This window comes from Photobacterium sanguinicancri, assembly GCF_002265265.1.
GTDB lineage: Bacteria > Pseudomonadota > Gammaproteobacteria > Enterobacterales > Vibrionaceae > Photobacterium > Photobacterium sanguinicancri.
The window spans coordinates 1-26,009 of record NZ_NOIF01000017.1 but is presented as its reverse complement, the minus strand read 5'-3'; the positions used below and the strand labels follow the sequence as shown (position 1 = coordinate 26,009).

Below are 26,009 nucleotides of genomic sequence, written 5' to 3'. Positions count from 1 at the left end.
TTCACCACATGGACAAGTTGTGGGTAATAACTAAGAGAGGGAATTCATGTTTCGACTTATCACCCCAAGTACAGATGAAGAGCTGGCAGGTTACTATGACTTCCGTTGGCGGATGCTGCGTGAACCATGGCACATGCCCGTAGGCTCAGAGCGGGATGCTTATGATGAGCTGTGCTGCCATCGGATGATTGTCGATGACAAAGGTGATGCTATAGCCATTGGACGTTTATATATGACGCCTGATAACGATGGCCAGATCCGTTTTATGGCCGTACATACGGATTATCGCCATAAGGGGATGGGAGCATTAGTGCTGATGGCCTTAGAGTCTTTGGCGCGCCAAGAAGGGGCTAAGCGTTTAGTGTGTAATGCGCGAGAAGATGCGATCCCTTTCTACCTTAAAAACGGTTTTGATAGCCAAGGTGAGTTGAGTGAAGAACGTGGTCCTGTTCGTCACCAACAAATGCTTAAACATTTAGACCCTCTCACAGAGGTGGTGCGCCATCCTGAATGGTGCCAAGCCCTGCAAGAACTATGGCAATATCAAATCCCGATCAGCGACAAAATGGGGATAAAAATCAGCCAATACACAGGTTATCGTTTTGAAGTGAGTGCGCTCTTTAATGCGAATTTAAACCCTAATGAATCCATGTTTGCTGGCAGCATATTTACCATGGCAACCTTGGCTGGTTGGGGCTTTATTTGGATGTTGCTCAAAGAGCGTCAGTTGAGTGCCGATATCGTGCTGGTGGATAGTCATATCCGCTACAGCGCTGCGGTAAAAGAGCGACCACGCGCGGTGGCATCTGTTGAAGGCTTAAGTGGTGACCTCGATCGCCTAGCCAGTGGCCGTAAAGGCCGCGTCACCGTTGAAGTGAATGTCTTCAGTGGTGATCATCATGCTTCTACTTTTACCGGAACTTATATGTTGTTTCCTTCACAAGATGACGGCGATACGGAGACGTGTTGCTGATTGTGTTGCCAAATACGCTCTAATTGATGACAAGACTGCGCCACATTAAGGCGCAGTTTTTGTTTCTGCGGTGTCGCTAAATCCCATCCCCCCTCAAGTGTCGCCTGAATATCTTTATTTTCAATATTGAATGGTTTTAGGGTAATACGGCCGCGATCACTGGTTAAGCTGAGCGGCGATACGGCAATCAAAGGTGCGGTCGATAATCCATTTGTTCTAGGAGAAACATTCGCGGTCGGTCTTGTTTGGGGGAGTGTGTGCGCCCCTGACGTTGTGGTTTTTGTTTTCTGCGTCTGACGCCAGTTGGCGAGTTGCTGATTAAATTCAGCAGGTGTACTGAGTAAACGGGTATCTCTGAAATCGGCTTGTAAAGAGCCCACCAAGCTGTAATTAAAGCTGGCGCGATTGTGTGCTAGACCACTTAAGGTGAGTGAACTGTCGATGTTGCCTTCAAGCGGTAGCGGAAAGTCGAACCATTGCTTGAGCAACAATAGTGGTGCGCTATCTGTGGTGAGAGTGAATTGCCAAGGCTGTGCTGGTTGCGCTAACCCCCAATGACCTGTGGCTTCCAGTAAGCCATTTTTAAATGGGATCGTCAGTTGATCGAGTTGCCACTCTCCGGCTTGGCTATGGGTACTGATATACGGTTCAACCAGTTCAATCGTGTTGATACTCGCAAACCCTGCATTGGCAACTAAGGTGCCTTGCCATAGTCCATAGTGATTGTCTTGCTTGATACTCAGGTCATTGCCATCGATATTGACCCCGCTGAGCTGGAAAGGGCGTTCGGGGGTGGTATCTGTCAGCTGAAGGTTGCCAATATCTAATTCATCAATCTGGATGTCTTGATATGGCGCGAAAATATCCGTGACACGAGTGCGCCATTGGGATGGTAAAAAAGCCTTGATGTTATTCAGTGTCAGCTGGTTGAGTGCAATCGACGTTGGCGTTATCTCGCCATTGGCACGTAGATAACCTTGCCATACTTTGCTTGAAAGCCCCTCAATGAGGATATCATCAGGCGTAAAACGCAGATCCAACAGCGGGCTATCAAAGACAGTCTCGTGCCATAAAACGCTGTCGGCACTGAGTGAAAGTTGACTATCGGTTTGTTGCCATGCAGAGCGGCCGTGCTGCCAATTGAGTAGAGATAAATTGAGCTGGTTGAGTGACAAATCATTGAGTTCAATTTGGCTATCGATCAGGTCTAATCGCCCTATGCGAAGTGCAATATTGTCTGGCTTATCACTATCTAGCCTCAATGCATCAGATACCAAGGCGTTAGTCTGCTGGGTTAACTGGTCGATGGTTAAGTCAGATTGAAAATGAAAATCTGTCATGGTGAGCTGATTGAGTATTAACTGACGGGCCTGTGTGTCTATGCTTGCTTGGCCATTGATGCTGGCACCTAACCATTCAAATGAATAACCATAAATTGTCCAATCATCATGCGCTTTATTCCCTTTGCCTTTTTCGCCATCAAGTAAGATGTTCGTGAAAGCTTGTTGTTGCCAATCTAAGCGTGGTGCCGCAATGCGAAAATCGCCAGAAAAGTCACCCCAGAAAGAGGCACTTGGTTGCCAGTTATCGAGTTGAATCTGGCCATCACTGATGGCGAATGTCGGTGTAGTGAGGTTGAAATGCGTGAGAGCAAGACGGTGAGTATAGATTGCGGGCAGGCTTGATCTAGGCGGTGTCTGTGCAGTGATTAGCGTTGTCTCTGCCGTCGCAGAATCACGAATATTCGATAACGCAGGCTGGTGGATGTCGATGCCGCTGATCAAAATGCTATCAAAGTACCAGTGAGGAGAGTCAAACTGCGTTTGCGAGTCAGCGACGGATTTGGAGGTGGTCGTTGATGACGAGAATCCGAGTAAAGCCGCCAGTGTTTCGTGTGGTGCTAGCCAAATTTGCGCTTGCTGGGCCTGATAACGTTGCTGCTGTGGATCGATAACGCTTGGTTGTTCAATCGTGAGGTGCCAAGGATCTGTGATGGTGTAAGTGACCACTTCGGCATCAAACTGGTAATTGGTCAGGCGTTGTGTGAGTTGGCTGATTACTGGGGCTGCATGACGAGTATGCAGTAGCGCGACAATGATGGTTAGCACCAACAGTAGCATGATGAAAATGGTTGCGATGATTTTCCCTAATAGTCGCATACAGTGCCCATAACCCAAATAAATGCAGATAGTTCAGAGTGGCGTAAAAGCGGAGATCAGGCAAGCGACTGAGTGTAAAAGCATGAAAGCTATCTGTGCGTAGTGTGTGTTGATGTTATATCTGAATGAAATAGGTCGCGTGAAAATAAAAAAAGCCCCTTTTATAAGGGGCTTAGGTATCCATTTAATGCGGCGGATAATTAGTCGACTTGCGGACCTGCAGCCACTAATGATGCACCTTCAGTTGTATCTGTGTACTTCTCGAAGTTGTTGATAAAGCGCTGGGCTAGATCGTCAGCTTTGCTTTGCCACTGAAGTGGATCAGTGTAAGTGTCGCGAGGATCGAGGATCGCAGGATCAACACCTGGTAGCGAGGTTGGCACTTCTAGGTTAAAGATTGGAATGTCTTTGGTTTCAGCAGTATCAATCGAGCCATCAAGGATTGCATCAATGATGCCACGCGTATCTTGGATAGAAATACGTTTACCTGTACCGTTCCAGCCTGTGTTCACTAGGTAAGCTTCTGCGCCTGCCGCTTCCATACGTTTCACTAAAACTTCCGCGTATTGCGTTGGGTGAAGTGTTAGGAATGCATTACCGAAACATGCCGAGAAAGTGGGTGTTGGCTCCGTGATACCACGTTCAGTACCTGCTAGTTTAGCGGTAAAGCCTGATAGGAAGTGGTACTTAGTTTGCTCTGGTGTCAGTTTAGATACTGGCGGTAAAACCCCGAATGCATCAGCCGACAAGAAAATAACTTTGTTAGCATGACCACCTTTCGATACTGGCTTAACAATGTTTTCAATGTGGTAGATCGGATAAGAAACACGGGTGTTTTCTGTTTTCGAGTTGTCGTCGAAATCAATGGCACCGTCAGCACGAACCGTTACGTTTTCTAGCAAGGCATCGCGACGAATAGCGTTGTAGATATCCGGTTCAGCTTCTTTAGATAGGTTGATGGTTTTTGCGTAACAGCCGCCTTCAAAGTTGAAGACACCGTTGTCATCCCAACCATGCTCATCATCGCCGATTAATGCACGTTTAGGATCGGTCGATAACGTCGTTTTACCTGTGCCTGAAAGGCCGAAGAACACCGCAACATCACCATTTTCGCCCATGTTGGCAGAACAGTGCATCGATGCGATATCTTGCAGAGGAAGGAAGTAGTTCATCATTGCGAACATGCCTTTCTTCATTTCACCGCCGTACCAAGTACCGCCAATGAGCTGCATTTTTTCTGTCAGGTTAAAGACGGTGAAGTTTTCAGAGTTCAGACCTTGCTCTTCCCACTTCTCGTTGGTGCACTTCGCGCCATTCATTACGACGAAATCAGGCTCAAAGCTTTCTAATTCATCTTCTGTAGGGCGGATGAACATGTTTTTTACGAAGTGTGCTTGCCATGCAACTTCAGTGATAACACGGATACATAAGCGAGTATCAGGATTAGCACCACAGTAACCGTCGATAACAAAAAGACGCTTGCCAGAAAGTTGACCTGTTACTAGGGTTTTCAGGTCGTTCCAAACATTTTGGTCAATAGCTTTGTTGTCGTTCTTGCCTTGGTCGGCCCACCATAGGGTATCGCGGGTCGTATCATCTTTTACGATGAATTTATCTTTTGGCGAACGGCCTGTGAAAATACCTGTATCGACTGATACTGCACCAAGCTCAGTCACGATACCTTTTTCGTATCCTTCTAAGCCAGGTTTAGTCTCTTCTTCGAATAAAACTTCGTAAGAAGGGTTACGTACTACTTCTGTAACATTATTGATACCGTATTTAGACAGATCCATGTTTTTTGCAACCTTTTTTTCGACGTTCATGACGGTCATAGGTGCTCCTTGGGTAAGATGTAGTTTAACTGTTGACCATGCTAACAACCCTAAATGGGTAATTCAGGGAGGTTTATCAAAAATTAACCATTAACTTGTTAAGGCTAGGTAATTTTATTTAATGCTATTGGGGTTGTTAGTTTACAGGTGTGTTACGCGTTTGCGCTAGGTCTCGAAATTAATATTTCTCTTGAAAAAAGCGATATTTAGGCGTGAAAAATGAATGTAAGGCAGGGCTAGAAGTGTGCTTCAGTTAAAAAAATAGCCGAATTAAATTCGGCTATTATCATTTTTTCTGTCAGTTAATACGGGACAAAAATTAATCAGTGTACTTGGTTGTCGCCTGTTGTTGCATTTTCATGCAGCGCTGCAACGTCAACACTATCAAAGTCATAGGTTGTGCCACAGTAATCACAGTGTAAAGAAACCTTACCGTCTTCCGCTAAGATTTTCTCTACTTCTACTCGCTCAACCGAACAAATTGCCGAAGCGCTACGTTCACGTGAACAACCACAGTGGAATTCGACGGGTTGTGGTTCAAACAGCTTCACTTCTTCTTGGTGATAGAGACGGAACAGAACGTCTTCTGCTTTTAAGCCAAATAGTTCTTCGTTCTTCACTGTGCTGGTGAGTTGAGACAGGTGATCGAAATCATCAGCACTACCTTGGCCATCCGGCATGATTTGTAACAGCATACCTGCCGCCATCGCTTTTTCTTCATGCTCGCCAACGCGCAGGATAATTTGCGTTTTTAGCTGTTCAGAATTAGCGAAGTAACCTTCAAGGCACTCAGCCAGTGTTGTACCTTCAAGGCCAACAACACCTTGGTAGCGTTCACCTTTTGTTGGGGTGATGGTAATAACCATATGGCCTTTACCAAGCAGATCGTGGATGTTACCTGTCGTTGGTACATCTCCTTCCCAACGAGCCACACCGCGCATTTTTTGGTCGTGATCACCATTGATCACGGCCAATTTGATCGGGCCGTCACCTTGAAGCTGAACGGTAATTGAACCTTCGAACTTTAAAGTTGCCGTAAGAAGGCTAGTTGCAACGAGGAGTTCACCAAGCAAGCTTTGTACAGGTGCTGGGTATTCCTTGCTGGAAATGATTTGTTGGTAGGTGTCAGCAAGCTGTACCAATTCACCACGTACAGAAACACCTTCAAATAGGTAACGATAGAGACTGTCGTTTGTCATGTTCATGTCTTCTCCAGCAGGTAATTTAGTTACTGCTCTTAAATTTAATTATATCGCGTCGTTGTTTCTTATCAGGACGTTTCTCAGGACTTGGATTATCAAAGGCGTTGAGCTTACGCAATTTAGCATGCTCTTCGCGTTGTTTAATGCTGTCTTCTGTTTCCTGATACAAAGTTTGTGCTTCGGGAGCGCCGCGGCGAGCACTCGACAATTTAATGATAACGATGGTTTTTTCTTCATTACCTTGTCGTATTCGAACTTCAGCACCAAGTTCAACCACTTTGCTTGGCTTTGAACGTTGGCCGTTGTAATGCACCTTGCCACCATCAACCATATTACGGGCGATTGAGCGTGTTTTATAAAAACGGGCAGCCCAAAGCCATTTATCTAGGCGAACTTGGGTATCTTCTGATGCGCTTGAACGGTTGCTCACAACGTGCTCCTTACCAAAATTTGGCGCTAAAAATAGCATATTACTGCGATAGCGTCAGCTGTGGGTTAAGACAAGTAAATGGTGATATATGATCGAGTTTTCAACGCTAAAATGGGAATTAATTCTCCTAAATGGCTAGTCTATTGATAGCTAGTGTGTTTTTTTCGTGATCTGCTCTGGTATATTACGTGGATCATGCAAAGAATAGCTGTGTACTGTCCTGTCTCAGAGTATTCTGTATCGTCCGTCACACATATAACGTAGCTTTATAAAACAACTCAATACGGATTTTATATGGTTGTATCAAAATGGTTGGGTATGTTGCCCAACAAAAGACCCGTTTCTACAAAAACATTAACCCGCGGTATAACGTGGCTTTTGGTGGTGATGTTTGCATGGATCCTTGGGCGTTTAATTTGGGCTGCGGTACAACCCACTACGGCGGTTTCACGTTGGCAACCGCAAGTTCAAGCATCGGCAAGCAGTCAGCAAGCTGGTTTAAAAGTGTCTGATATTCTTGCGATGAATCTTTTTGGTAACTATCAGCAAGGTGCGGCAGTTGTTAAACAAGAACCTGTTAAGCAAGATGCCCCTCAAACACGGCTGAATTTACGTTTGGTTGGGGTTGTTGCGAGCTCTCAGACCAAAACGACTCTTGCTGTTATCGCGCATCAGGGAAAACAAAACACCTACGGCTTGAGCGAAGCAATTGATGGTACGCGTGCAACATTGCAAGCTGTGTATGCGGATCGTGTCATTATTCGTAATAGCGGGCGAGATGAAACTTTGATGCTTGATGGTGTGGAATTTGGTAAAGCCCAGTCACGAGCTGCACCTGTTTCTCGAGCTAAGCCACAAACGAAAGATCGCCAAAGCAATGTATCCGGTGAGCAACTGAGCAAGATTAAGCAAGAAATCCTCGATAAGCCGCAAAACCTCTTTAGTTACATTCGCCTTTCTCAAGTTAAAAAAGATGGTGATCTGATAGGTTACCGCGTTAACCCTGGTAAAGAGCGAGTGTTATTCGACGCCGTTGGTTTAAAAGCCAATGATTTAGCCGTTAGCTTAAATGGCAATGATTTAACCGATCCAACCGTGATGGCGAAGCTCTGGACTGAGCTATCTCAAGCGACCAGTTTTACTTTGACAGTAGAGCGTGAAGGTCAGTTACACGATATTTATATTGAGTTGCAGTAGCAACCAAAGCAAGCATGCGTAATACGCAGGAGAGATTAGTGAAAAGATGGATGAATAAGCGCGCTTGGCTGCTACTTGGTAGTTTGCTATGTGGCACCGTATCAGCCAGTGAATTCAGCGCCAGTTTTAAAGGTACTGATATTCAAGAGTTCATCAACATAGTTGGACGGAACCTTGAAAAGACTATCATTGTTGATCCTGCGGTTCGTGGACAAGTCAATGTGCGTAGTTACGACTTGCTTAATGATGAACAGTATTATCAATTCTTCTTAAATGTATTGGAAGTCTACGGTTTTGCTGTGGTTGAGATGGAGAACGGTGTTCTTAAAGTTATTCGTGATAAAGACGCCAAGATTTCAGCCATTCCCGTTGTAGATGGCAAAGACGGAGTAACGGGTGATGCGGTTGTTACTCGTGTTATTGCGGTACGTAATGTTTCGGTACGTGAACTGTCGCCGCTACTACGCCAGCTGAATGATAATGCCGGGGCGGGTAACGTCGTGCATTACGATCCTGCGAATATCATTATGATCACGGGTCGTGCCGCGGTGGTGAATCGCTTAGCGGAAATCATCGAGCGTGTAGACCGTGCAGGTGATAAAGATATCGATGTAGTGGAACTCAATAATGCTTCTGCTGCTGAAATGGTGCGTATTGTTGAAGCGTTAAATAAAACGGCCGACGCTAAAGCCACCCCAAGTTTTCTTCAGCCTAAATTAGTGGCAGATGATAGAACCAACTCAGTCCTTTTATCTGGTGACCCTAAAGTACGCGCGCGCTTAAAGCGCTTGATCCGTCAGCTTGATAAAGAGATGGCCTCATCGGGTAATAACCGCGTGGTGTATTTAAAATATGCCAATGCAGAAGAGATGGTCGATGTACTTAAAGGTGTATCTGACAATATCCAGTCAGAAAAAAAAGGTAACAGTGCGAAAGGCGGTTCGTCATCAAGTAAAGATACAGTGATGATATCTGCTCATGCGGATACCAATGCCTTAGTTCTGACCGCGCCGCCTGATGTGATGCGTGCCCTAGAGAATGTGATCGCTCAGCTGGATATTCGTCGTGCTCAGGTACTGATTGAAGCCATGATTGTTGAAATCTCAGAAGGTGACGGTGTTAACTTCGGTGTGCAATGGGGGTCTGAGCAAGGTGGCGTGGTGCAATTTGCTAACTCTGGCGTACCGATTTCACAATACGCGATTGGTTTGAAAGAAGCCGAAGATATCAAAGGGTCAACCACCACCACGGTTAACTCTACGGGTACAGTTACAACCACGACACCAGATAAAAACGGTGACTACAGCACCTTGGGTAAAGCTCTTGGTGGTGTTAATGGTGCCATGATGGGGATTGTATTGGGTGACTGGACTATGTTGGTCAATGCGGTATCAACCGACAGTAACTCAAACATTCTATCTAGCCCGAGTATTACCGTGATGGATAACGGCGAAGCGTCATTCATTGTTGGTGAGGAAGTGCCTGTTGTTACGGGCTCCGCTTCAAGTTCGAATAATGACAACCCATTCCAAACCATCGAACGTAAAGAAGTGGGTGTCAAACTGAACGTGACGCCACAGATCAACGAAGGTGATTCGGTTCAACTGAAAATCGAGCAAGAAGTCTCGAGTGTCTTAGGTGCTAATGGCGCAGTCGATGTCCGTTTTGCTAAGCGTCAGCTGAATACCTCGGTGTTGGTACAAGATGGTCAGATGCTTGCTTTAGGCGGTTTGATTAACGAAGAGACCAAAGAGAGTGAATCAAAAATTCCAATCTTGGGCGATATTCCTGTCTTAGGGTATTTGTTCAAATCGACCAATACCACCACCAGTAAAACCAATTTGATGGTCTTTATTAAACCAACCATTATCCGTGATGGTGTGACCGCTGATGGTATTACTCAACGTAAATACAACTACATCCGAGCAGAGCAACTGTATAAAGCCGATCAAGGCTTGAAGTTGATGCCGAATACACAAATTCCAGTGATACCAAAATATGGCGAAGACATTGCTTTGCCTGCTGAAGTACGTGCATTTGTGGCGCAGTTGGAGAAGCAGTAATGAGTACCTTTGCTGCTGATACGCAGCCGTACTTTCGTTTACCTTTTTCGTTTGCTAAGCGCCATAAAGTGGTGCTTGAAGCGAGTGAAGAAGGTTGGCTATTACTGTATTCAGGCACGCTATCTGCCACTGTGTTGGCTGAAGTGCGCCGTGTTGCTGCGCGGGGGTTTACTCCCGTAGCGCTGGATGCTAAAGCCTTTGAATTGAAGCTGACAGAAGCGTACCAACGTGACTCTTCAGAAGCGCGTCAATTGATGGAAGATTTAGGCTCTGATGATGATTTCTTCTCATTAGCAGAAGATTTACCTGAAACTGAAGATTTGCTTGAATCCGAAGATGATGCGCCGATCATTAAATTGATCAATGCCATGTTAGCGGAGGCCATCAAAGAAGCAGCGTCAGATATTCATATCGAAACCTTTGAAAAAGTGCTGTCGATCCGTTTTCGAATTGATGGCGTGTTACGTGAGGTACTACAGCCAAGCCGTAAACTGGCACCGTTGCTGGTTTCGCGTATTAAGGTTATGGCGAAACTTGATATTGCTGAAAAACGCGTGCCACAAGATGGTCGTATCTCTCTGCGTATCGGTGGCCGAGCCGTGGATGTCCGAGTTTCGACTATGCCGTCGTCTCATGGCGAGCGCGTGGTATTACGTCTATTGGACAAGAATGCGACCCGCCTTGATCTACATAGCTTGGGTATGACCGCTGCTAACCATGCTAATTTCCGTAAAATCATCGATCGGCCGCATGGCATTATCTTGGTAACAGGCCCTACAGGTTCGGGTAAATCCACGACCTTATACGCAGGCTTGCAAGAGCTTAACAGCCAAGAGCGCAATATTCTGACGGTGGAAGACCCGATTGAATTTGATATCGATGGGATTGGTCAAACCCAAGTGAATACCAAAGTCGATATGACTTTTGCTCGGGGGCTTCGTGCCATCTTGCGTCAAGATCCTGATGTGGTGATGATTGGTGAGGTTCGAGACTTAGAAACTGCCGCAATTGCCGTTCAGGCATCGTTAACGGGCCATATGGTGATGTCTACGTTGCACACCAACACGGCGGTAGGTGCAATCACCCGCTTACGCGATATGGGGATTGAACCATTCTTAGTGTCATCGTCGCTATTGGGCGTGTTAGCGCAACGTTTAGTGCGTACCTTGTGCAAAGAGTGCCGTGACCCGTACGAAGCGAATGCGGAACAGAAAAAGCTGTTTAATGTGCCAGAGCAGGAGTCATTAACCCTGTACCACCCTGTTGGTTGTGAGCACTGTAATAATAAAGGTTACCGAGGGCGTACAGGTATTCATGAATTATTATTAATTGATGATCGTGTACAAGAACTTATTCACGGTGAAGCTGGTGAACAAGCGATTGAACGTGCAGTACGAGAATACACGCCAAGCATTCGTGATGATGGCCTATCGAAAGTACGCCTAGGAATTACTACGCTTGAAGAAGTCATGCGAGTAACCAAGGAAAGCTAATGGCGGCATTTGAATATAAAGCGCTTGATACTAAGGGCCGACAGAAAAAAGGGGTCTTGGAAGGGGATAATGCCCGCCAAGTACGCCAGCAATTGCGTGAAAAAGGTTTGATGGCCACCGAAGTGGTGCAAACCAATGAGCGAGAAAAGAAAAAAGCGAGCAGTAGTTTTTCTTTTCGCCGTGGTATTAGCACGCATGACTTGTCTCTGATCACCCGCCAGTTAGCCACTTTAGTACAAGCGGGGATGCCGCTAGAAGAGTGTTTAAAAGCGGTGGCAGAGCAAAGTGAAAAGCCACGATTGAAGAATATGCTATTAGCGGTGCGTTCGCGTGTTGTTGAAGGTTACACCTTATCTGACAGTATGGCGGAATACCCGCATGTGTTTGATCAGTTATTCCGTGCCATGGTGGCGGCAGGTGAAAAATCAGGGCACCTCGATACGGTGTTGAATCGCTTGGCGGATTACACTGAAAATCGTCAGCAAATGCGCAGTAAGCTACAACAAGCGATGATTTACCCTACCATGCTAACGTTGGTGGCCGTGTCTGTGGTGGCTTTCTTGTTGGCGACAGTGGTTCCGAAAATTGTCGATCAATTTGTGCAGATGGGTCAGCAGTTACCGGGTATTACCGAAGTCTTACTTGTTGCCAGTGACTTTGTGCAGAATTGGGGCATCGTGGTGGTGATTGTCATCATTGCCATCGTTATGGGTATTAAAACCGCATTGAAGAGGCCTGATTTCAGATTACGCTGGGATCGCTGGGTACTGAATATCCCGGTGATAGGAAAAGTGGCTCGTGGGTTAAACACCTCTCGTTTTGCGCGTACCTTGTCTATTTGTACCTCTAGCGCCATTCCATTGCTGGACGGAATGAAGGTGGCTTCTGATGTGATGACCAATACTTGGGTTAATCAACAAATTCTGGAAGCGTCAGACAAAGTGCGTGAAGGGTCAACGTTACGTATCGCCCTTGAGCAAACCAAGCTATTCCCACCCATGATGTTACACATGATTGCCAGTGGTGAGCGCAGTGGTGAGTTAGAACAGATGCTCACACGGTCGGCGGATAACCAAGACCGTGACTTTGAATCCCTCGTCAATATGGCGCTAGGGGTATTTGAACCCCTATTAATTGTAGCGATGGCAGGCATTGTCATGTTCATCGTTATCGCTACTTTAATGCCGATCATTGAACTCAATAATATGGTCGGAATGTAATTCTTTTGGAGGTTAAGTTAATGCAACGCAAACAACGTGGCTTTACGCTGCTCGAAGTTATGGTCGTGATTGTGATCCTAGGGGTGCTGGCAAGTTTAGTCGTACCTAACTTACTAGGTAACAAAGAAAAAGCCGACCAACAGAAAGTGGTAACGGATATTAGTGCTTTAGAGCAAGCATTGGATATGTATAAGTTGGATAACAGTGTTTACCCAACGACAGACCAAGGTCTTGATGCGTTAGTGTCTAAGCCGTCTTCAAGCCCAGAGCCGCGTAATTACCGTAACGGCGGTTACATCAAGCGCCTACCTAATGACCCTTGGGGCAGTGAGTACAATTACGTGATGCCAGGTGAGCATGGCGCGGTTGATATCTTCAGCTTAGGTGCTGATGGTCAAGAAGGCGGTGAAGAAGTGAATACTGACATCGGCAACTGGAACATGCTGGACTTTTAAGTCTGAGCGATGTTGGTAAAAGAATGATGATGAAACGTGCTGCGGGCTTTACGCTGATTGAAATCATGTTGGTACTGGTGCTGTTAGCAAGCAGTGCTGTGGCAGTGATTGCGACTCTCCCTGAGCGTCATGATGACAAAGCCAAAGAAGAGGCGGCGCGTTTCTTTCAACTAGTGCAGCTTCTTGGTGAAGATGCACTGCTTAACGGCACGGATTTCGGTATTCGCATTGAGCGCCACCGTTATCAGTTTCTTGAGCTAACAGGTACAGAGTGGCAGCCCATGAAAGAATCTCGCTATTTCAGTGAGGTTGAAGTGGGGGATGACATCACGCTGGAAGTTGAATTAGGTGGCTATGCATGGCAAGACAATGATCGCTTGTTTAAGCCTGGCTCTTTATTCGATGAAGACTTGTTTGCTGACCAAACTGATAAGAAGAAAATAAAGCCGCCGCAATTGATTGTTATGGCTAGTGGGGAGTACACCCCGTTTAGCTTAGCGTTTGAGATCGACGGCGAGAATGAATTTTGGCAAGTGCGCGCAGACGAACTTGGAGAGCTGTATTTATTAGCACCTGGTGAAGAAATGCCAGAAAGGAAATCACGTCGATGAAGACCCAACGCGGGATGACGTTACTTGAAGTGCTAGTGGCACTCGCGGTGTTTGCAACAGCTGCGTTGAGTGTGATGAAAGCGGTCACTCAGCATATTAATACCATGGGCTATCTGGAAGAGAAAACCTTCGCCGCCATGGTGGCGGATAATGAATTAGCCCGTTTACAGCTGAGTGGCAAGATCCCGACATCGAGTAAGCGTGGAGAAAGTGAATTTGCAGGCCGCAAATGGTATTGGACGGTATCAAGCACCAAAACAACAGACGGCTACCTACGACAGTTAGAAATGGTTGTTGCGACAGATAAAGACCGTAAGCAATCAGTAGTGACAGTGAGAACGTATGTTGCCAACTAAACAAGCCCCTTGTCGCTCATCCCATTTTCAGCAAGGTTTTACACTTCTTGAAGTGCTGGTGGCAATCGCCGTTTTTGCGATGTTGAGTTTATCAGCGTACCAAGTACTAAATGGTGTCCAGCGCAGCGATGAGCAATCTCGCGATCACAACGCACGGCTTAAAGCAATCCAGCGTATGAGTGTGATGATGGATAACGACTTTCGTCAAATCGTTGCCCGTAAAACACGTAGCCAAGGTGAGAAGCCAAGTGATAAATATTTGTTAGCGGGTGAGTACGTGCTGGATTCCGCCAGCGAAGGGATCATGTTTACGCGCCTTGGGTGGCAAAACCCACAGCAAATGTTTCCACGGGGTGAAGTCGTGCGCGTTGGTTATCGTGTTATCGACGATAAGCTAGAGCGAGTGTGGTTTCGCTACCCAGATAATGTTGCGGGTGCAGAACCGCTGGTTCGTGAGGTATTAGCCGATGTGACTGCACTGTCGTTCCGTTTTTTTGCTGATAAAAAGTGGACTGATAAATGGGAACAAGCCGGTAGCTTACCGCAAGGTATTGAAGTGCGGTTGACGTTAAAAGACAGAGGCGAGATTGAGCGTGTATATTTGGTGCCACAGTCAGGCTTAGCGCAAACCAATAGCGAGGATGATAACCAATGAGTCTTCGCATGAAATCACCGAAAGGCAAACAGGGCGGTGTCGCATTAATTGTTGTATTGATGCTATTGGCCATGATGACCTTGTTGGCAGTGCAAATGACGGAGCGTCTTCACCACAATTTCTATCGAGTAGAAAATCAAATTCAGCACCAGCAAGCGTATTGGTACAGCGTGGGATTGGAAGCATTGGCAAAAGTCGCCATCAAAGAAGGGATTGATGATAGCGATACGGTGAATTTAAGTCAGGCATGGGCAACCAAAGGTCAGCGTTACCCACTCGAAGGTGGTGATGCTGTGGGTGATATTCTCGATCGCCAAGCGTGTTTTAACCTTAATGCCTTGTCGTCGGTGGCGCCTGAAGCTGATCGCAGTACCAAACCGTATTTGATTAAAGTACTACAAGCCTTATTAGAAGAATCGGGAATTGAAAGCTACGAAGCTGAAGTGATAGCGGAATCGGCATGGGAATTCGTCGACCCCGATGACACAGTACAATCCGCCTTCGGGGCGGAAGATAGCACCTACGAAGGCTTTAAGCCGGCATACTTGCCTGCTAATCATTTTATAGCAGATGTGAGTGAGCTAAGAGCCGTTAACGGAGTAACAGCGAAAGCCTTTAACCAAGTAAAGGGTGCTGTCTGTGCATTACCCGTTGATACGTTCAAATTGAATGTGAATACCGTTAGCGAAAATAATGCTGCGCTACTTGCTGCGTTATTCACCCCTGAATTATCGGTGTCTGACGCTAAGACATTATTATCCAATCGCCCTTATGATGGCTGGCAAAATGTAGATGAGTTTTTTGCTGAAGGGGTGATTGCTCGTATCGATGGTGCGACGCAGTCTAAAGCGAAAGAACATATTGATATTAAAAGCGACTACTTTCAGCTGGATGCTGAGATCCTAGTGGATCGCGCCCGAGTTCGCGTCGTGGCCTTGCTTAAACGTGACGAACAAAAACAGGTGACGGTTGTACGTCGCCGTTATGGAGGAATCAGTGAGCGAGTTGCTGACAATCAGGCTAAGTAGCCGTCCTGACCAACCTGTACATTGGTTGGTGTGGTCGTCACAGCAGAATGAAGTGATTGCTTCAGGGCAGCTAAGTGATATGACCCAGTTAAATGAATTAGCTGATTATGCAGCACAGCGCCAAGTGCTGGCGTTGGCACCTGCACAAGATATTTTGCTAACCCAAGTTGCGATTCCTACCGGAAGTGGCCGTCAATTAGCTGCTGTCCTGCCCTTCTTACTTGAAGAAGAGTTAGCACAAGATATCGATGCCTTGCATGTGCACCTACTGAAACGTGACGGGGATATTGCCCATGTTGCGGTTGTTGAACATAAACGTATGCAAGCATGGCTTACAGCGCTTAATGATGCCGGTATGGAAGTGAAAAAACTCCTACCCGATGCTTTATGTTTACCGCTTTTTGAGCAGGGTTATTGTGCTGCGCAGTTGGACGAACAGTGGCTGGTTCGTCAATCAGAAACACAAGGTGTAGCAGCGGAAGCAAGTTGGTTAGGTAGTTGGCTATTGGCTCAAAATGCCCCCATTATTGCGACGGCAGATCTTGATAACGCAGATGTTGATGATTCTGGTGATATGGCAGCTTCGGTAGATACAGATGAAGCCGATAAGCTTGTAACTGAGACCAATATCGTTGCTGAAGCTCATATTCCAAATGCGGCTGATATTGTTATTCATCACTTTACACCTAAGCCTGAAAGTATCCCGTGTCAGTGGAAAGCAGAAACGCCAGAATTAGTGATGGAGCTTTTAGCGAAAGGGGCAGAAGAAACCAAGCTTAATATGCTGTCTGGTCCTTATAAAGCACAGTCAGCATGGCGTAAATATATTAAGCCGTGGCGGAAAGTCGCGATTGCGGCAGGCTTGGTACTGGTAGCCATGTTAACCGAGCACGTTTTATCAGTACAAAGCATGGAGCAACAAGCCCAAGCATACCGAACTGAAAGCGAGCGTATTTTCCGTCAGGTATTACCTAATTTTCGTAATATCCCAACGCAGAGTTATTTGAAGCGCCAAATGGACAGCGAATTAGCGCGTTTAGGTGGCGGTGGAAACCAAGAAGGTTTATTGCCTTGGCTCGCGCAACTAGAACCCATTTTTAAGAAGGTACCGCAAGTCGCGTACACCAATTTAAAATACGACCAAAATCGGGGTGAATTACGCTTACAAGCCACGGCTGCAGAATTCCAACATTTTGAGCAATTACGAACATTACTTGCTGCCGAGTTTACGGTACAGCAAGGGCAATTAAGTAAAGAAGGTAGTCAAGTGAATGGTGCTGTCGTGCTAAGGAGAAAGTCATGAAAGCATGGTGGAAAGCCCTCAGCCTTCGCGAACAGCGCTTGATGCTTGGCGCCGGTGGTGCATTGTTGATTGCTATTTTCTATTGGGGCTTATGGCAACCTTTGGCAACGCGTGCTGATGTGGCGCAACAGCGGATCAATAGTGAACGTCAATTACTAAGCTGGGTGAGTAAGAAAGCCAATAACATTGTCAGTTTACGTGGTAATGCATCAAGCAGCGCGGGGATCAGTGACAAAGGGTTAAATCAAGTTGTTAATGAAACTACGACTCGCTTTCGCATTGAATTGATCCGTATGCAGCCGCGAAGCGAAGCTGTTCAAGTATGGGTGAAGCCCGTACCGTTTAATACCTTAGTGAATTGGTTAGCCTTTTTACGTGATGAACATGGTATTGATGCGCAGTTTTTAGATATTTCGAAAGCCGATCAAAACGGTGTGGTCGAAGTGAACCGTTTACAGCTGGGTCGAGGTTAAGTGTGAAGTATAAGCTACTCCTTGGAACGTCATTTGGTGCGGTATTGCTGGGCAGTGCGATAGCACATGTGCCTGCAAGTTGGTTGTGGTTGCAAGCCCCGGTGATTAATGGACTTAATGTTTCAGGCATCCAAGGTACACCTTGGGAAGGTCGTGCTACTCAAGTACGTTGGCAGCAGTACCAACTAGGTCAGATGCAATGGCAGTTTAATGCCAGTGCGTTATTCACTGGTAACGTGGCTTTTACGGTGCGCTTTGGCCAAGGCAGTGAGATGCGCGTTGATGGCCGTGGTGTTGTGGGCTACGGTATGTCGGGGGCTTTTGCGCGTAATTTTTTAGTCTCTATTCCTGCCACGGAAGTTGTTAAATATGCGCGTGTTCCTGTGCCTGTGAAAGTCGATGGATTATTGGAACTGACGGTACGTGATTACCTTCATGCTCAGCCTTTTTGTTCAACGCTAGATGCCTCCTTAGCTTGGTCGACCGCGAATATTTCCTCACCAATGGGTGGGATCAACCCTGGTGCTGTGATTGCAGATTTAAGCTGTAATGATGGTAGTGTCTTCGCGAAAACCAATCAATCATCGGCAGATGTATCAAGTGATTGGCAGGCATCTTTAGCACCAAATTACAGTTATAACCTCTCTGGGTGGTTTAAGCCTGGCGCTGAATTTCCACCACAGTTAGGGCAACAACTGAAATGGTTAGGTGATCCTGATGGTAAAGGGCGGTATAACTTGAACTTTAATGGCCGTTTGTAAGCATAACGAATAGGACGACAGCATGGCAGCTGATAACAACAAACCCCAAATTCTATCGACAGAGGTTGTTGCACAATCTCGATTATTTAAAATTGAGTCGCTTGATTTGCGTTTTTCTAATGGGGTGGAACGTAAATATGAACGCATGAAGCCGAGTGGCCGTCATGCAGTATTGGTCGTCCCTGTTACAGCTGAAGGCGATCTCTTATTAGTGCGAGAATATGCTGCTGGTACCGATCGTTATGAGCTGGGTTTTCCAAAAGGGTTAATTGATCCGGGTGAAAGCGCAATCGAGGCTGCGAATAGAGAATTAAAAGAAGAAATAGGTTTTGGTGCTAATATGCTGACGCCATTGAAAGAGGTGGTGCTAGCACCATCGTACTTCTCTAGTAAAATGACCCTTTTTCTGGCGCAAGGTTTGTACCCTGAACAGCTAGAAGGGGATGAACCCGAGCCACTGGAATTGGTTCGTTGGCCCGTCAATCAAGGTGAAGAGCTAATTAACCATCTGGATTTTGCAGAAGCGCGCAGTATCACAGCATTGTTTTTAGCTTTAAAGCAATTGGCTGACTAAGAAGGAATCTACTATGGAATTGTCGAATTTAATCCCTTCAGTAATAGAAATTGCTCGTGCTTCAGGCCAAGTGATCCTCGATATTTATCAACGTGGCCAGTTTGAAAAGCAAATCAAACACGATAATACGCCAGTGACGAGTGCAGATATTGCAGCGCATAAATTGATCGTAGCGCAACTTTCAGAGCTCACGCCAGACATCCCTGTATTATCAGAAGAAGATGCCAGTATTCCGTTAGCAGAGCGTAGCCAATGGGATCGTTATTGGTTAGTTGACCCTCTGGATGGGACCCAAGAGTTTATTGCTGGCAGTGGTGACTTTGCGACTATCATTGCATTGGTGGAAAATAATCAACCTAAGATGGGGGTGGTGTATGCGCCCATTTCTGGGGTGACGTATTACGCTTATCAAGGTAAAGGCGCCTGGAAGATCACACCCGATGGTGAAACCTTCCGCATTGCGACCCATAAGCATGAGTTACCAACCCAGTCGATTGCAGTAGCCATTAGCCGTCGTCAAAATATTCAAGCGATCACAGATCGATTAGATCCAGCGTTAAACTATGACTTAGTGCCATTAGGTTCAGCGGCACTAAAAGCGTGCTTAGTTGCTGAAGGGGCTGTGGATTGTTATTTACGTTTAGGCCCGACAGGTGAATGGGATACCGCGGCGACACAATGCATTGTTGAAGAAGCTGGTGGTCGGATTTTGAATACGCATCTAACACCGTTGTCTTATAATGAGCGAAATACGCTAGAGAACCCTAACTTCATTACATTAGGGGATGAGCATTTACCGTGGGCCAAGATCCTCACACCCGACGATCGGATGATGGATGCGGTGTAGAGCACTGATGGCAAATAATCATTAGCGAAACGGAGCCTATGGCTCCGTTTTGTTTTGGGTTTAATTAAAATCGTTAGGTTAGAACAAGCGATTTAGGCCATTCAACGCAGCAACGCGATAAGCCTCGGCCATGGTTGGGTAGTTGAAGGTGGTATTCACGAAATAATCGATCGTATTTCCTTCTCCTTTTTGTTCCATGATCGCTTGGCCGATATGAATGATCTCGGCAGCTCTTTCGCCAAAGCAGTGGATCCCTAATATCTCTTTGGTCTCTCGGTGGAATAATAGTTTTAAACTGCCAACTTCAGTCCCTGCAATTTGAGCGCGAGCAAGGTGTTTAAATTGGGAGCGACCGACTTCGTAAGGCACTTTGTCAGCTGTAAGTTGCTGCTCGGTTTTACCGACGGAGCTGATTTCAGGAATGGTATAAATACCGGTCGGGATATGGTCGATTAAACTGCCTTGGGCCTCCCCATTACTGATGGCTTGCGCGACATAACGACCTTGATCGTAAGCGGCACTCGCAAGGCTAGGGTAGCCAATGACATCACCAACCGCATAAACATGTTCAACATCGGTGCGATAGTTTTGATTAACCTTGAGTTGGCCGCGAGAATCTGGGGTTAATCCCACTTTATCAAGCTGTAGCCTATCGGTATTACCTGTGCGGCCATTGGCATACAGCAAACAATCAGCCCGCATCTTCTTACCCGACTCAAGGTGTAAAATCACCCCATCTTCAGTACCTTCAATTCGCTCATAGGTTTCGCCATTGCGGATCATCGCGCCGCTATTCCATAAGTGATAAGAGAGGGAGTCTGAAATTTCGTTATCTAAAAATTCCAATAAGCGATCGCGAGTATTAATTAAATCTACTTTTACACCTAGCCCGCGGAAGATGGACGCATATTCACTGCCGATCACACCTGCACCATAAATGATGATATGGCGAGGGTCATGCTTGAGCTGCAGAATCGAGTCGCTGTCATACACTCGCGAGTGGTTAAAGTCGACATCTGCAGGTTGGTAAGGGCGTGAACCTGTGGCGATTACAAAAGTATCAGCATGGTATAAATCGTGGCTACCGTCTTTATTGCGTACCTGTACCGTATGGCTATCAACAAAGCTCGCTTCACCAAAAAGAATGCTGCACTGATTACGGTCATAAAACCCTTGGCGCATACGGGTTTGTTTGTTCACTACGTCTTGAGCATGGCCTAATATTTGGCTGAAAGTACTGTGCAGACTAGAGTTGTTTTTGCAGTACAGTGGGTTTTGGTTGAACTCGATGATTCGACTGACGGCATGGCGTAGTGCTTTTGAGGGAATGGTGCCCCAGTGGGTGCAACCGCCACCGACGCTATCTTCGCGTTCAATAATGGCGACATCGAGGCCAGCTTTGGTTAATCCCATCGCTGCCCCTTCACCGCCAGGACCGCTACCTATTACGATGGCGTCAAAATGTTGGGCGGTTTGTCGATTTTTCTTTGTCATTGGCTTGGCCTTTATTATCATCCATGCAACATTGCCGTAGCGGCAGTGTAACCTTGATTTTGCTGGTGGAAAATCAGTTGATAGCCATAGCTCGGTAGCGATCACGTTGTCAGCGTATCGAAAACTAACCTTGCAAGTACCCTTGGCGAAAATATGCTACTTTGTGAGCCAGTAGTTAAAAGTGACAAATGTCGCTTTGATTCAGTTTAAGTCAGGACTTACTATGGTCTGATTAATTTCATAAGAGCCTTATCGAAAGATCAGGATTCTCGCTGAACTGGTATTGAAAACCGCGTATAGTTGCAGCACAGAGTATTAGAGAACCAATAGATTCATGGGTATTAGGGCTCAACAAAAAGAAAAAACCCGTCGCTCGCTTATTGATGCTGCGTTTAGCCAGCTTAGTGCTGATCGTAGTTTTTCCAGCTTAAGTTTGCGTGAAGTTGCACGTGAAGCGGGGATTGCTCCCACCTCTTTTTATCGTCATTTTAAAGATATGGATGAGCTTGGCCTTACCATGGTTGATGAAGGTGGTTTGATTCTGCGTCAGTTGATGCGTCAGGCCCGCCAACGGATTGCCGAAGAGGGAAGTGTTATTCGCACTTCGGTTGAAACGTTTACTGAATTTATTGAAGGTAGTCCAAACGTATTTAGACTGCTTTTGCGTGAACGCTCGGGAACATCTACCGCCTTTCGTGCGGCTGTAGCGCGCGAAATTCAACATTTTGTAGCGGAACTTGCCGAGTATTTAGAAGCCAAAACAGGGGTAACGCACGACGAGGCTTACACCCAAGCTGAGGCATCAGTTACATTAGTATTCAGTTCTGGCGCTGAAGCGTTAGATCTAGACAATCATGCGCGTGCTGAGCATGCCGAACGGCTGATCATGCAATTACGAATGATTGCAAAAGGTGCCTACTGGTACCGTAAAGAGCGTGAGCGTCGTGAGCTCAGGCAAAAACTATAACCTTATTTTGCTGGTGAAGAATATGAACAAGGAACAAGTAAAAGCTGAACGTAAAACATTGATTTTATCTTTGTTAGCGGGTTTATGTGGTAATGCAACGCTGGCGGTATTTACGTCAAGCGCCGTTGCTTTCTCCGTCTTTCCTGTTATCGCTTTTGCCATGGCAGTGTACTGCCTATACCAAGAATACTTAACAAAACCTATGTCAGAAGGCACGCCTGCAATTGCGTTTGCTTGTTTCTTAGTAGGTGCATTTGGCTATTCATCTTTCCTACGCGCACAAATGCCTGAAATGGGTTCAAACTTCTTACCACTGATGATTTCTCTTGGTCTATTGTTCTGGGTTGCGGTGAAACTTGGTGTGATGGGTAAGAAAGAAGAAGCGGCAGCTTAACTTTTACTCATTAAATGGATTGCAATAAAAAAGGCGCTTAAAGCGCCTTTTTTTGTTTTTGATGACCGTCATAAATAAGCGAGGCTTATTTACGTTCCAGCAATACACCAGCTTCCATGTGGTGGGTGTATGGGAATTGATCAAAAAGAGCAAAACGCGTGATGTTGTGTGTTTCGCTTAAGATAGCTAAGTTTTCTTTTAACGTATCTGGGTTACATGAAATGTACATGATACGTTCATAGCCTTGCACCATACGGCAGGTGCCTTCGTCCATACCCGAGCGCGGTGGATCAACGAAGATAGTGTTGCAGTTATAGCTCTGCAAATCGACGTTTTGATCTTTGAGGCGGCGGAATTCACGCTTACCTTCCATCGCATCCGTAAAATCTTCTGCTGACATACGAATGATCTGAACGTTGTCGATATTATTTACGGCAATATTAAACTGCGCAGAGTCTACCGATGGTTTAGCGAGCTCTGTGGCGAGAACACGTTCAAAGTTTTGTGCTAGCGCTAGTGAGAAGTTACCGTTACCACAGTATAACTCCAACAGATCACCTTCACTTTCTTGGGTGCAGTCCACAGCCCATTCAAGCATCTTCTGTGCTACTTCACCGTTGGGTTGAGTAAAGCTGTTTTCAACTTGTTTGTATGTGAGTACGCGATCATGCACTTTCAGCTTTTCAATCACATGCTCTTGGTCTAGAACAATTTTCTGTTTACGTGCACGGCCAATTAGATTCAGGTTAAACCCTTCATCATTTAAGCGTTGTTTTAAGGCTTTAGCTTCTGCTTCCCATGCTTCGTCTAGCTGACGGTGGTATAACAATGAAACTAAAATTTCACCGCTTAGCGTCGAGAGGAAATCCACTTGGAATAGCTTGTGGCGCAGTGCTTGAACTGGCTTTAGCGCATCGATTATCAGTGGCATTAAATCGTTGATAAGACGACTGGCTGCTGGGAATTGATCCACGCGGTATTTTTCGCGGGTCGCTTGATTAAACATTGCGTAGTAAAGGTCTTCACCTTCATGCCATACACGGAACTCTGCTCGCATACGGTAATGTTCAGCAGGTGAGGCAAAAACCTCAAGCTCTGGCGTTTCAAAATCTGCGAAGATATTTTGAATTCGTTCTGCTTTTTCATCCAACTGAAGTTGGTAATCAGCGGGATTAACTGCGGTGGATGCCATTTGTTTGCCTCAAACTGCTCAAATTAAGAGCGGAGATTTTATTGTATTGTTGCGGGATGTCCAGCCTTGAGGCAGATAAAGTGTCAAAGCTGGCGCTTATTTGCTGTTAAGTCTAAACAAAGCTAGACAATTAATGACGGGATTACTAGGATTCGCGGTGCGCTGGTTTGCCATGATGGCTAGGGAATACGGTGAAAATCCGTAACTGACGCGCAGCGGTGATAGAGAACGAAAGCACATGGACGTAGTTCCAAACACTGTTTTGTCTATTTAGCTCAGCAATAGATGAAATGGGAAGTTGTTGCCGTAGGCGGTGTAAACCACGCTCTTAAGTCCGAATACCAACCAGTGCTTCGAAGCAATGTGCTTAGTAATAAACGCGATTTAAGGTATCCAATCTAATGAAAAAAACGCTCTTAGCAGTGGCGTTAGCCCCTCTATTTATCCAAAGTCAGGCTTTTGCGACTGAAACATCAACCGATGATGTGATGGTGGTAACAGCAAACCGATTTGAACAATCAGCATCTTCAGTCTTAGCGCCAGTCAGTATCGTAACGCGTGAAGACATAGAGCTACTACAAGCGCAAAGTGCACTGGATGTATTGAAAACTTTACCGGGTATCGAAATTAGTTCGAATGGTGGTAAGGCACAGTCTTCCGCTATTTATATTCGTGGTACATCGTCACGTCATACCTTAGTGCTTGTCGATGGTGTTCGTTTGAACTCTTCTACGACAGGCGGTGCATCAGTTGGCTTGATCCCTGCAGATGCAATCGAGAAAATTGAGATTGTTCGTGGGCCTCGTGCGGCTGTTTATGGTTCAGATACTATCGGTGGTGTAATCAGTATTACCACCACACCTAAATCAGGTAGTGTTCATCAAGCTAAGGCAACTTTTGGTAGCAACAACTACTCACAACAAAGTTGGCGTTCAGTTGGTCAGATTTCAGAAAATACACAAGGCAGCTTTGTTGTTAATAATGAGCAAAGTGATGGTTACCGAGTAAAATCAACAGCACCAGAAGGTGATGAGCATGGTTTTGAATCTAAAACACTTCTGGGCAGTTTACGTCATGCGGCAACAGATTCAATAAATCTATATTTTACTGGCTATTATCAAACTTCATTAGTGGAATATGATCAAGGTAGTAAGTATGAATCTGACCGTGAAAAATATAATTTCTCAGGTGGTATAGATTACACGGTGGGTAGTTGGCTATCTAAGCTAGAACTGAGTGACTCGAAAGAAGTTACTGCAGATGGCAAATCGGATGGTGGCAAGTCAGGCAAAGGCTCATTAACAACGAAACGTCAAAGTGTCGCATGGGTTAATACGCTGACTCAAATTGAAAATAGTGTGATTAACCTTGGCGTGGACTATTACAAAGAAACCGCAGAACGTGGTGGAACGAACACGAAAGACTTCAGTGATAACAGCAAACATAACACCGCTGCATTTGTAACCGGTCATACTCGAATAGTAGAATTAACACTTGAAGCTGCGTTACGCCATGATAAAGATAGTGCATTTGGTGGCTACACAACGTGGAACTTAGCTGCTGGTTATGCAGTAACGAGTGCTATTGATGTGGTCGGTAGTTACGGTACTGCATTCAAAGCACCAACATTTAATGATTTGTATTATCCTGGTGGTAGTGGCAACCCTGACTTGAAACCAGAAACTTCGAAATCTGCAGAGCTGGGAGTTAAAGGGCGTCATGATTTATTAGATTGGGGTGTTACGGCATACCAAACCGATATTAAAGATATGATTGCTTGGGCTCCTACAACAGCAGGTCCTTGGAAGCCGGACAATATCGATAATGCTAAAATTAAAGGCATTGAACTTGAATTAGGTTTCGATACTGGTCCTATATCCCATCGTGTTGTCGGTGATTGGAAAGATCCTGAAGATAAGAAAGATGGTAGTCAGTTAATTCGTCGCGCTAAACAAAATTATAAGTGGGTGGGAACTTATAGTTCAGAGATGGTTGATGTTTCATTAGTGGCTAACTACGTTGGCAAGCGTTATGACTCGAAGCAGTATGAGTTAGATGCATACACAACGGCCGATGCTGCTGTTACTTATCGGGTGACAGATAAGTTCACGGCAGGATTGCGCGCTAGTAATCTATTCGATAAAGAGTATCAAACATCGAAAGACTACCCAGCCCCAGAGCGCGCATTTTATGTGAACGGCTCATACCAATTCTAGAAATATTATCTCGTTGATAAAGGCCGCTCATTAGCGGTAATGCCGATCAGTTAGCGTAAATATGATCGGTTGAACGATCCTCCAGAGCTGTCAAAATCCAAGTGTAATTAATGC

At 45.8% G+C, this 26,009-nt stretch carries 24 protein-coding genes and 1 riboswitch; of the genes, 18 read left to right on the top strand and 6 right to left on the bottom strand.

The window, feature by feature from the left end; all coding sequences use genetic code 11:
- The first annotated feature begins 46 nt into the window (after window positions 1-46).
- Window positions 47-973, top strand: coding sequence for a bifunctional GNAT family N-acetyltransferase/hotdog fold thioesterase (locus tag ASV53_RS04780; RefSeq protein WP_062690345.1), 927 nt, complete (start codon window positions 47-49; stop codon window positions 971-973).
- Here ASV53_RS04780 and ASV53_RS04775 read toward each other — a convergent pair.
- From ASV53_RS04775 to hslR, 4 genes are all read right to left on the bottom strand, one after another.
- Window positions 922-3,132: an AsmA family protein gene (locus ASV53_RS04775; protein ID WP_094956291.1), complete on the bottom strand. Its 2,211-nt coding sequence runs from the start codon at window positions 3,130-3,132 to the stop codon at window positions 922-924. The genes ASV53_RS04780 and ASV53_RS04775 overlap by 52 nt on opposite strands.
- A gap of 200 nt (window positions 3,133-3,332) precedes the next feature.
- Window positions 3,333-4,964 carry a phosphoenolpyruvate carboxykinase (ATP) gene (pckA, locus tag ASV53_RS04770; protein WP_094956290.1) on the bottom strand — a complete coding sequence of 544 codons (1,632 nt, stop codon included), beginning with the start codon at window positions 4,962-4,964 and terminating at the stop codon, window positions 3,333-3,335.
- Window positions 4,965-5,287: 323 nt separating this feature from the next.
- A complete protein-coding gene (gene hslO / locus ASV53_RS04765; protein ID WP_062690370.1) occupies window positions 5,288-6,163 on the bottom strand; it encodes an Hsp33 family molecular chaperone HslO in 876 nt (291 codons plus the stop codon).
- Window positions 6,164-6,188: 25 nt separating this feature from the next.
- Window positions 6,189-6,596: a ribosome-associated heat shock protein Hsp15 gene (gene hslR, locus ASV53_RS04760; protein ID WP_239928731.1), complete on the bottom strand. Its 408-nt coding sequence runs from the start codon at window positions 6,594-6,596 to the stop codon at window positions 6,189-6,191.
- 294 nt (window positions 6,597-6,890) lie between these two features.
- Here hslR and gspC point away from each other — a divergent pair, with 294 nt between their 5' ends.
- Genes gspC through cysQ form a run of 14 tightly spaced genes read left to right on the top strand, consistent with a single transcriptional unit; the run spans window position 6,891 to window position 19,632 of the window.
- Entirely contained in the window at window positions 6,891-7,793 is a 903-nt protein-coding gene (gene gspC / locus ASV53_RS04755; RefSeq protein ID WP_062690350.1) for a type II secretion system protein GspC, read from the top strand.
- Between the two features lie 38 nt (window positions 7,794-7,831).
- Window positions 7,832-9,856, top strand: coding sequence for a type II secretion system secretin GspD (gene gspD / locus ASV53_RS04750; RefSeq protein ID WP_094956289.1), 2,025 nt, complete (start codon window positions 7,832-7,834; stop codon window positions 9,854-9,856).
- Window positions 9,856-11,349, top strand: a complete 1,494-nt coding sequence (gene gspE / locus ASV53_RS04745) for a type II secretion system ATPase GspE (RefSeq protein WP_094956288.1) — start codon at window positions 9,856-9,858, stop codon at window positions 11,347-11,349. The genes gspD and gspE overlap by 1 nt, the downstream gene beginning before the upstream one ends.
- Window positions 11,349-12,569 carry a type II secretion system inner membrane protein GspF gene (gene gspF, locus ASV53_RS04740; protein ID WP_062690352.1) on the top strand — a complete coding sequence of 407 codons (1,221 nt, stop codon included), beginning with the start codon at window positions 11,349-11,351 and terminating at the stop codon, window positions 12,567-12,569. Before gspE ends, gspF begins: the two co-directional genes overlap by 1 nt.
- Before the next feature lie 20 nt (window positions 12,570-12,589).
- Entirely contained in the window at window positions 12,590-13,024 is a 435-nt protein-coding gene (gene gspG / locus ASV53_RS04735; protein WP_189337825.1) for a type II secretion system major pseudopilin GspG, read from the top strand.
- A gap of 26 nt (window positions 13,025-13,050) precedes the next feature.
- Window positions 13,051-13,635: a type II secretion system minor pseudopilin GspH gene (gene gspH, locus ASV53_RS04730; RefSeq protein WP_062690371.1), complete on the top strand. Its 585-nt coding sequence runs from the start codon at window positions 13,051-13,053 to the stop codon at window positions 13,633-13,635.
- Window positions 13,632-13,991 carry a type II secretion system minor pseudopilin GspI gene (gene gspI / locus ASV53_RS04725; RefSeq protein ID WP_062690354.1) on the top strand — a complete coding sequence of 120 codons (360 nt, stop codon included), beginning with the start codon at window positions 13,632-13,634 and terminating at the stop codon, window positions 13,989-13,991. Before gspH ends, gspI begins: the two co-directional genes overlap by 4 nt.
- On the top strand, window positions 13,978-14,646 hold the full coding sequence (gspJ, locus tag ASV53_RS04720; protein WP_094956286.1) for a type II secretion system minor pseudopilin GspJ: 669 nt from the start codon (window positions 13,978-13,980) through the stop codon (window positions 14,644-14,646). Before gspI ends, gspJ begins: the two co-directional genes overlap by 14 nt.
- 8 nt (window positions 14,647-14,654) lie before the next feature.
- A complete protein-coding gene (gene gspK, locus ASV53_RS04715; RefSeq protein ID WP_189337826.1) occupies window positions 14,655-15,674 on the top strand; it encodes a type II secretion system minor pseudopilin GspK in 1,020 nt (339 codons plus the stop codon).
- Window positions 15,643-16,977 (top strand): type II secretion system protein GspL, encoded by a 1,335-nt coding sequence (gene gspL / locus ASV53_RS04710; protein ID WP_239928729.1) that lies wholly within the window; start codon window positions 15,643-15,645, stop codon window positions 16,975-16,977. The genes gspK and gspL overlap by 32 nt, the downstream gene beginning before the upstream one ends.
- On the top strand, window positions 16,974-17,450 hold the full coding sequence (locus ASV53_RS04705; RefSeq protein WP_094956285.1) for a type II secretion system protein M: 477 nt from the start codon (window positions 16,974-16,976) through the stop codon (window positions 17,448-17,450). Before gspL ends, ASV53_RS04705 begins: the two co-directional genes overlap by 4 nt.
- 2 nt (window positions 17,451-17,452) lie before the next feature.
- Window positions 17,453-18,211 (top strand): type II secretion system protein N, encoded by a 759-nt coding sequence (locus tag ASV53_RS04700; RefSeq protein WP_094956284.1) that lies wholly within the window; start codon window positions 17,453-17,455, stop codon window positions 18,209-18,211.
- Window positions 18,212-18,233: 22 nt separating this feature from the next.
- The gene (gene nudE, locus ASV53_RS04695) at window positions 18,234-18,785 is read left to right on the top strand and encodes an ADP compounds hydrolase NudE (protein ID WP_094956283.1); all 552 of its coding nucleotides are present in this window, start codon (window positions 18,234-18,236) and stop codon (window positions 18,783-18,785) included.
- A 13-nt stretch (window positions 18,786-18,798) separates the two neighbouring features.
- Window positions 18,799-19,632, top strand: coding sequence for a 3'(2'),5'-bisphosphate nucleotidase CysQ (gene cysQ / locus ASV53_RS04690; RefSeq protein ID WP_062690359.1), 834 nt, complete (start codon window positions 18,799-18,801; stop codon window positions 19,630-19,632).
- Window positions 19,633-19,710: 78 nt separating this feature from the next.
- Here the strand turns inward: cysQ and sthA are convergent, their stop codons facing one another.
- Window positions 19,711-21,126 carry a Si-specific NAD(P)(+) transhydrogenase gene (sthA, locus tag ASV53_RS04685; RefSeq protein ID WP_094956282.1) on the bottom strand — a complete coding sequence of 472 codons (1,416 nt, stop codon included), beginning with the start codon at window positions 21,124-21,126 and terminating at the stop codon, window positions 19,711-19,713.
- Between the two features lie 334 nt (window positions 21,127-21,460).
- Between sthA and fabR the strand changes: the two genes are divergently transcribed.
- Both fabR and ASV53_RS04675 read left to right on the top strand, forming a co-directional pair.
- On the top strand, window positions 21,461-22,093 hold the full coding sequence (fabR, locus tag ASV53_RS04680) for an HTH-type transcriptional repressor FabR (RefSeq protein ID WP_062690360.1): 633 nt from the start codon (window positions 21,461-21,463) through the stop codon (window positions 22,091-22,093).
- 22 nt (window positions 22,094-22,115) lie between these two features.
- Entirely contained in the window at window positions 22,116-22,487 is a 372-nt protein-coding gene (locus ASV53_RS04675) for a YijD family membrane protein (RefSeq protein ID WP_062690373.1), read from the top strand.
- An 85-nt stretch (window positions 22,488-22,572) separates the two neighbouring features.
- On the opposite strand, the gene trmA is transcribed toward ASV53_RS04675, so the two are convergent.
- Complete coding sequence (gene trmA / locus ASV53_RS04670) at window positions 22,573-23,679, bottom strand: tRNA (uridine(54)-C5)-methyltransferase TrmA (RefSeq protein ID WP_062690361.1); 1,107 nt, start codon at window positions 23,677-23,679, stop codon at window positions 22,573-22,575.
- A 146-nt stretch (window positions 23,680-23,825) separates the two neighbouring features.
- Window positions 23,826-24,043, top strand: a riboswitch (cobalamin riboswitch).
- Window positions 24,044-24,080: 37 nt separating this feature from the next.
- On the opposite strand from trmA, the gene ASV53_RS04665 reads away from it, so the two are divergent.
- Window positions 24,081-25,895, top strand: a complete 1,815-nt coding sequence (locus ASV53_RS04665) for a TonB-dependent receptor domain-containing protein (protein WP_094956281.1) — start codon at window positions 24,081-24,083, stop codon at window positions 25,893-25,895.
- Window positions 25,896-26,009 lie beyond the last annotated feature (114 nt).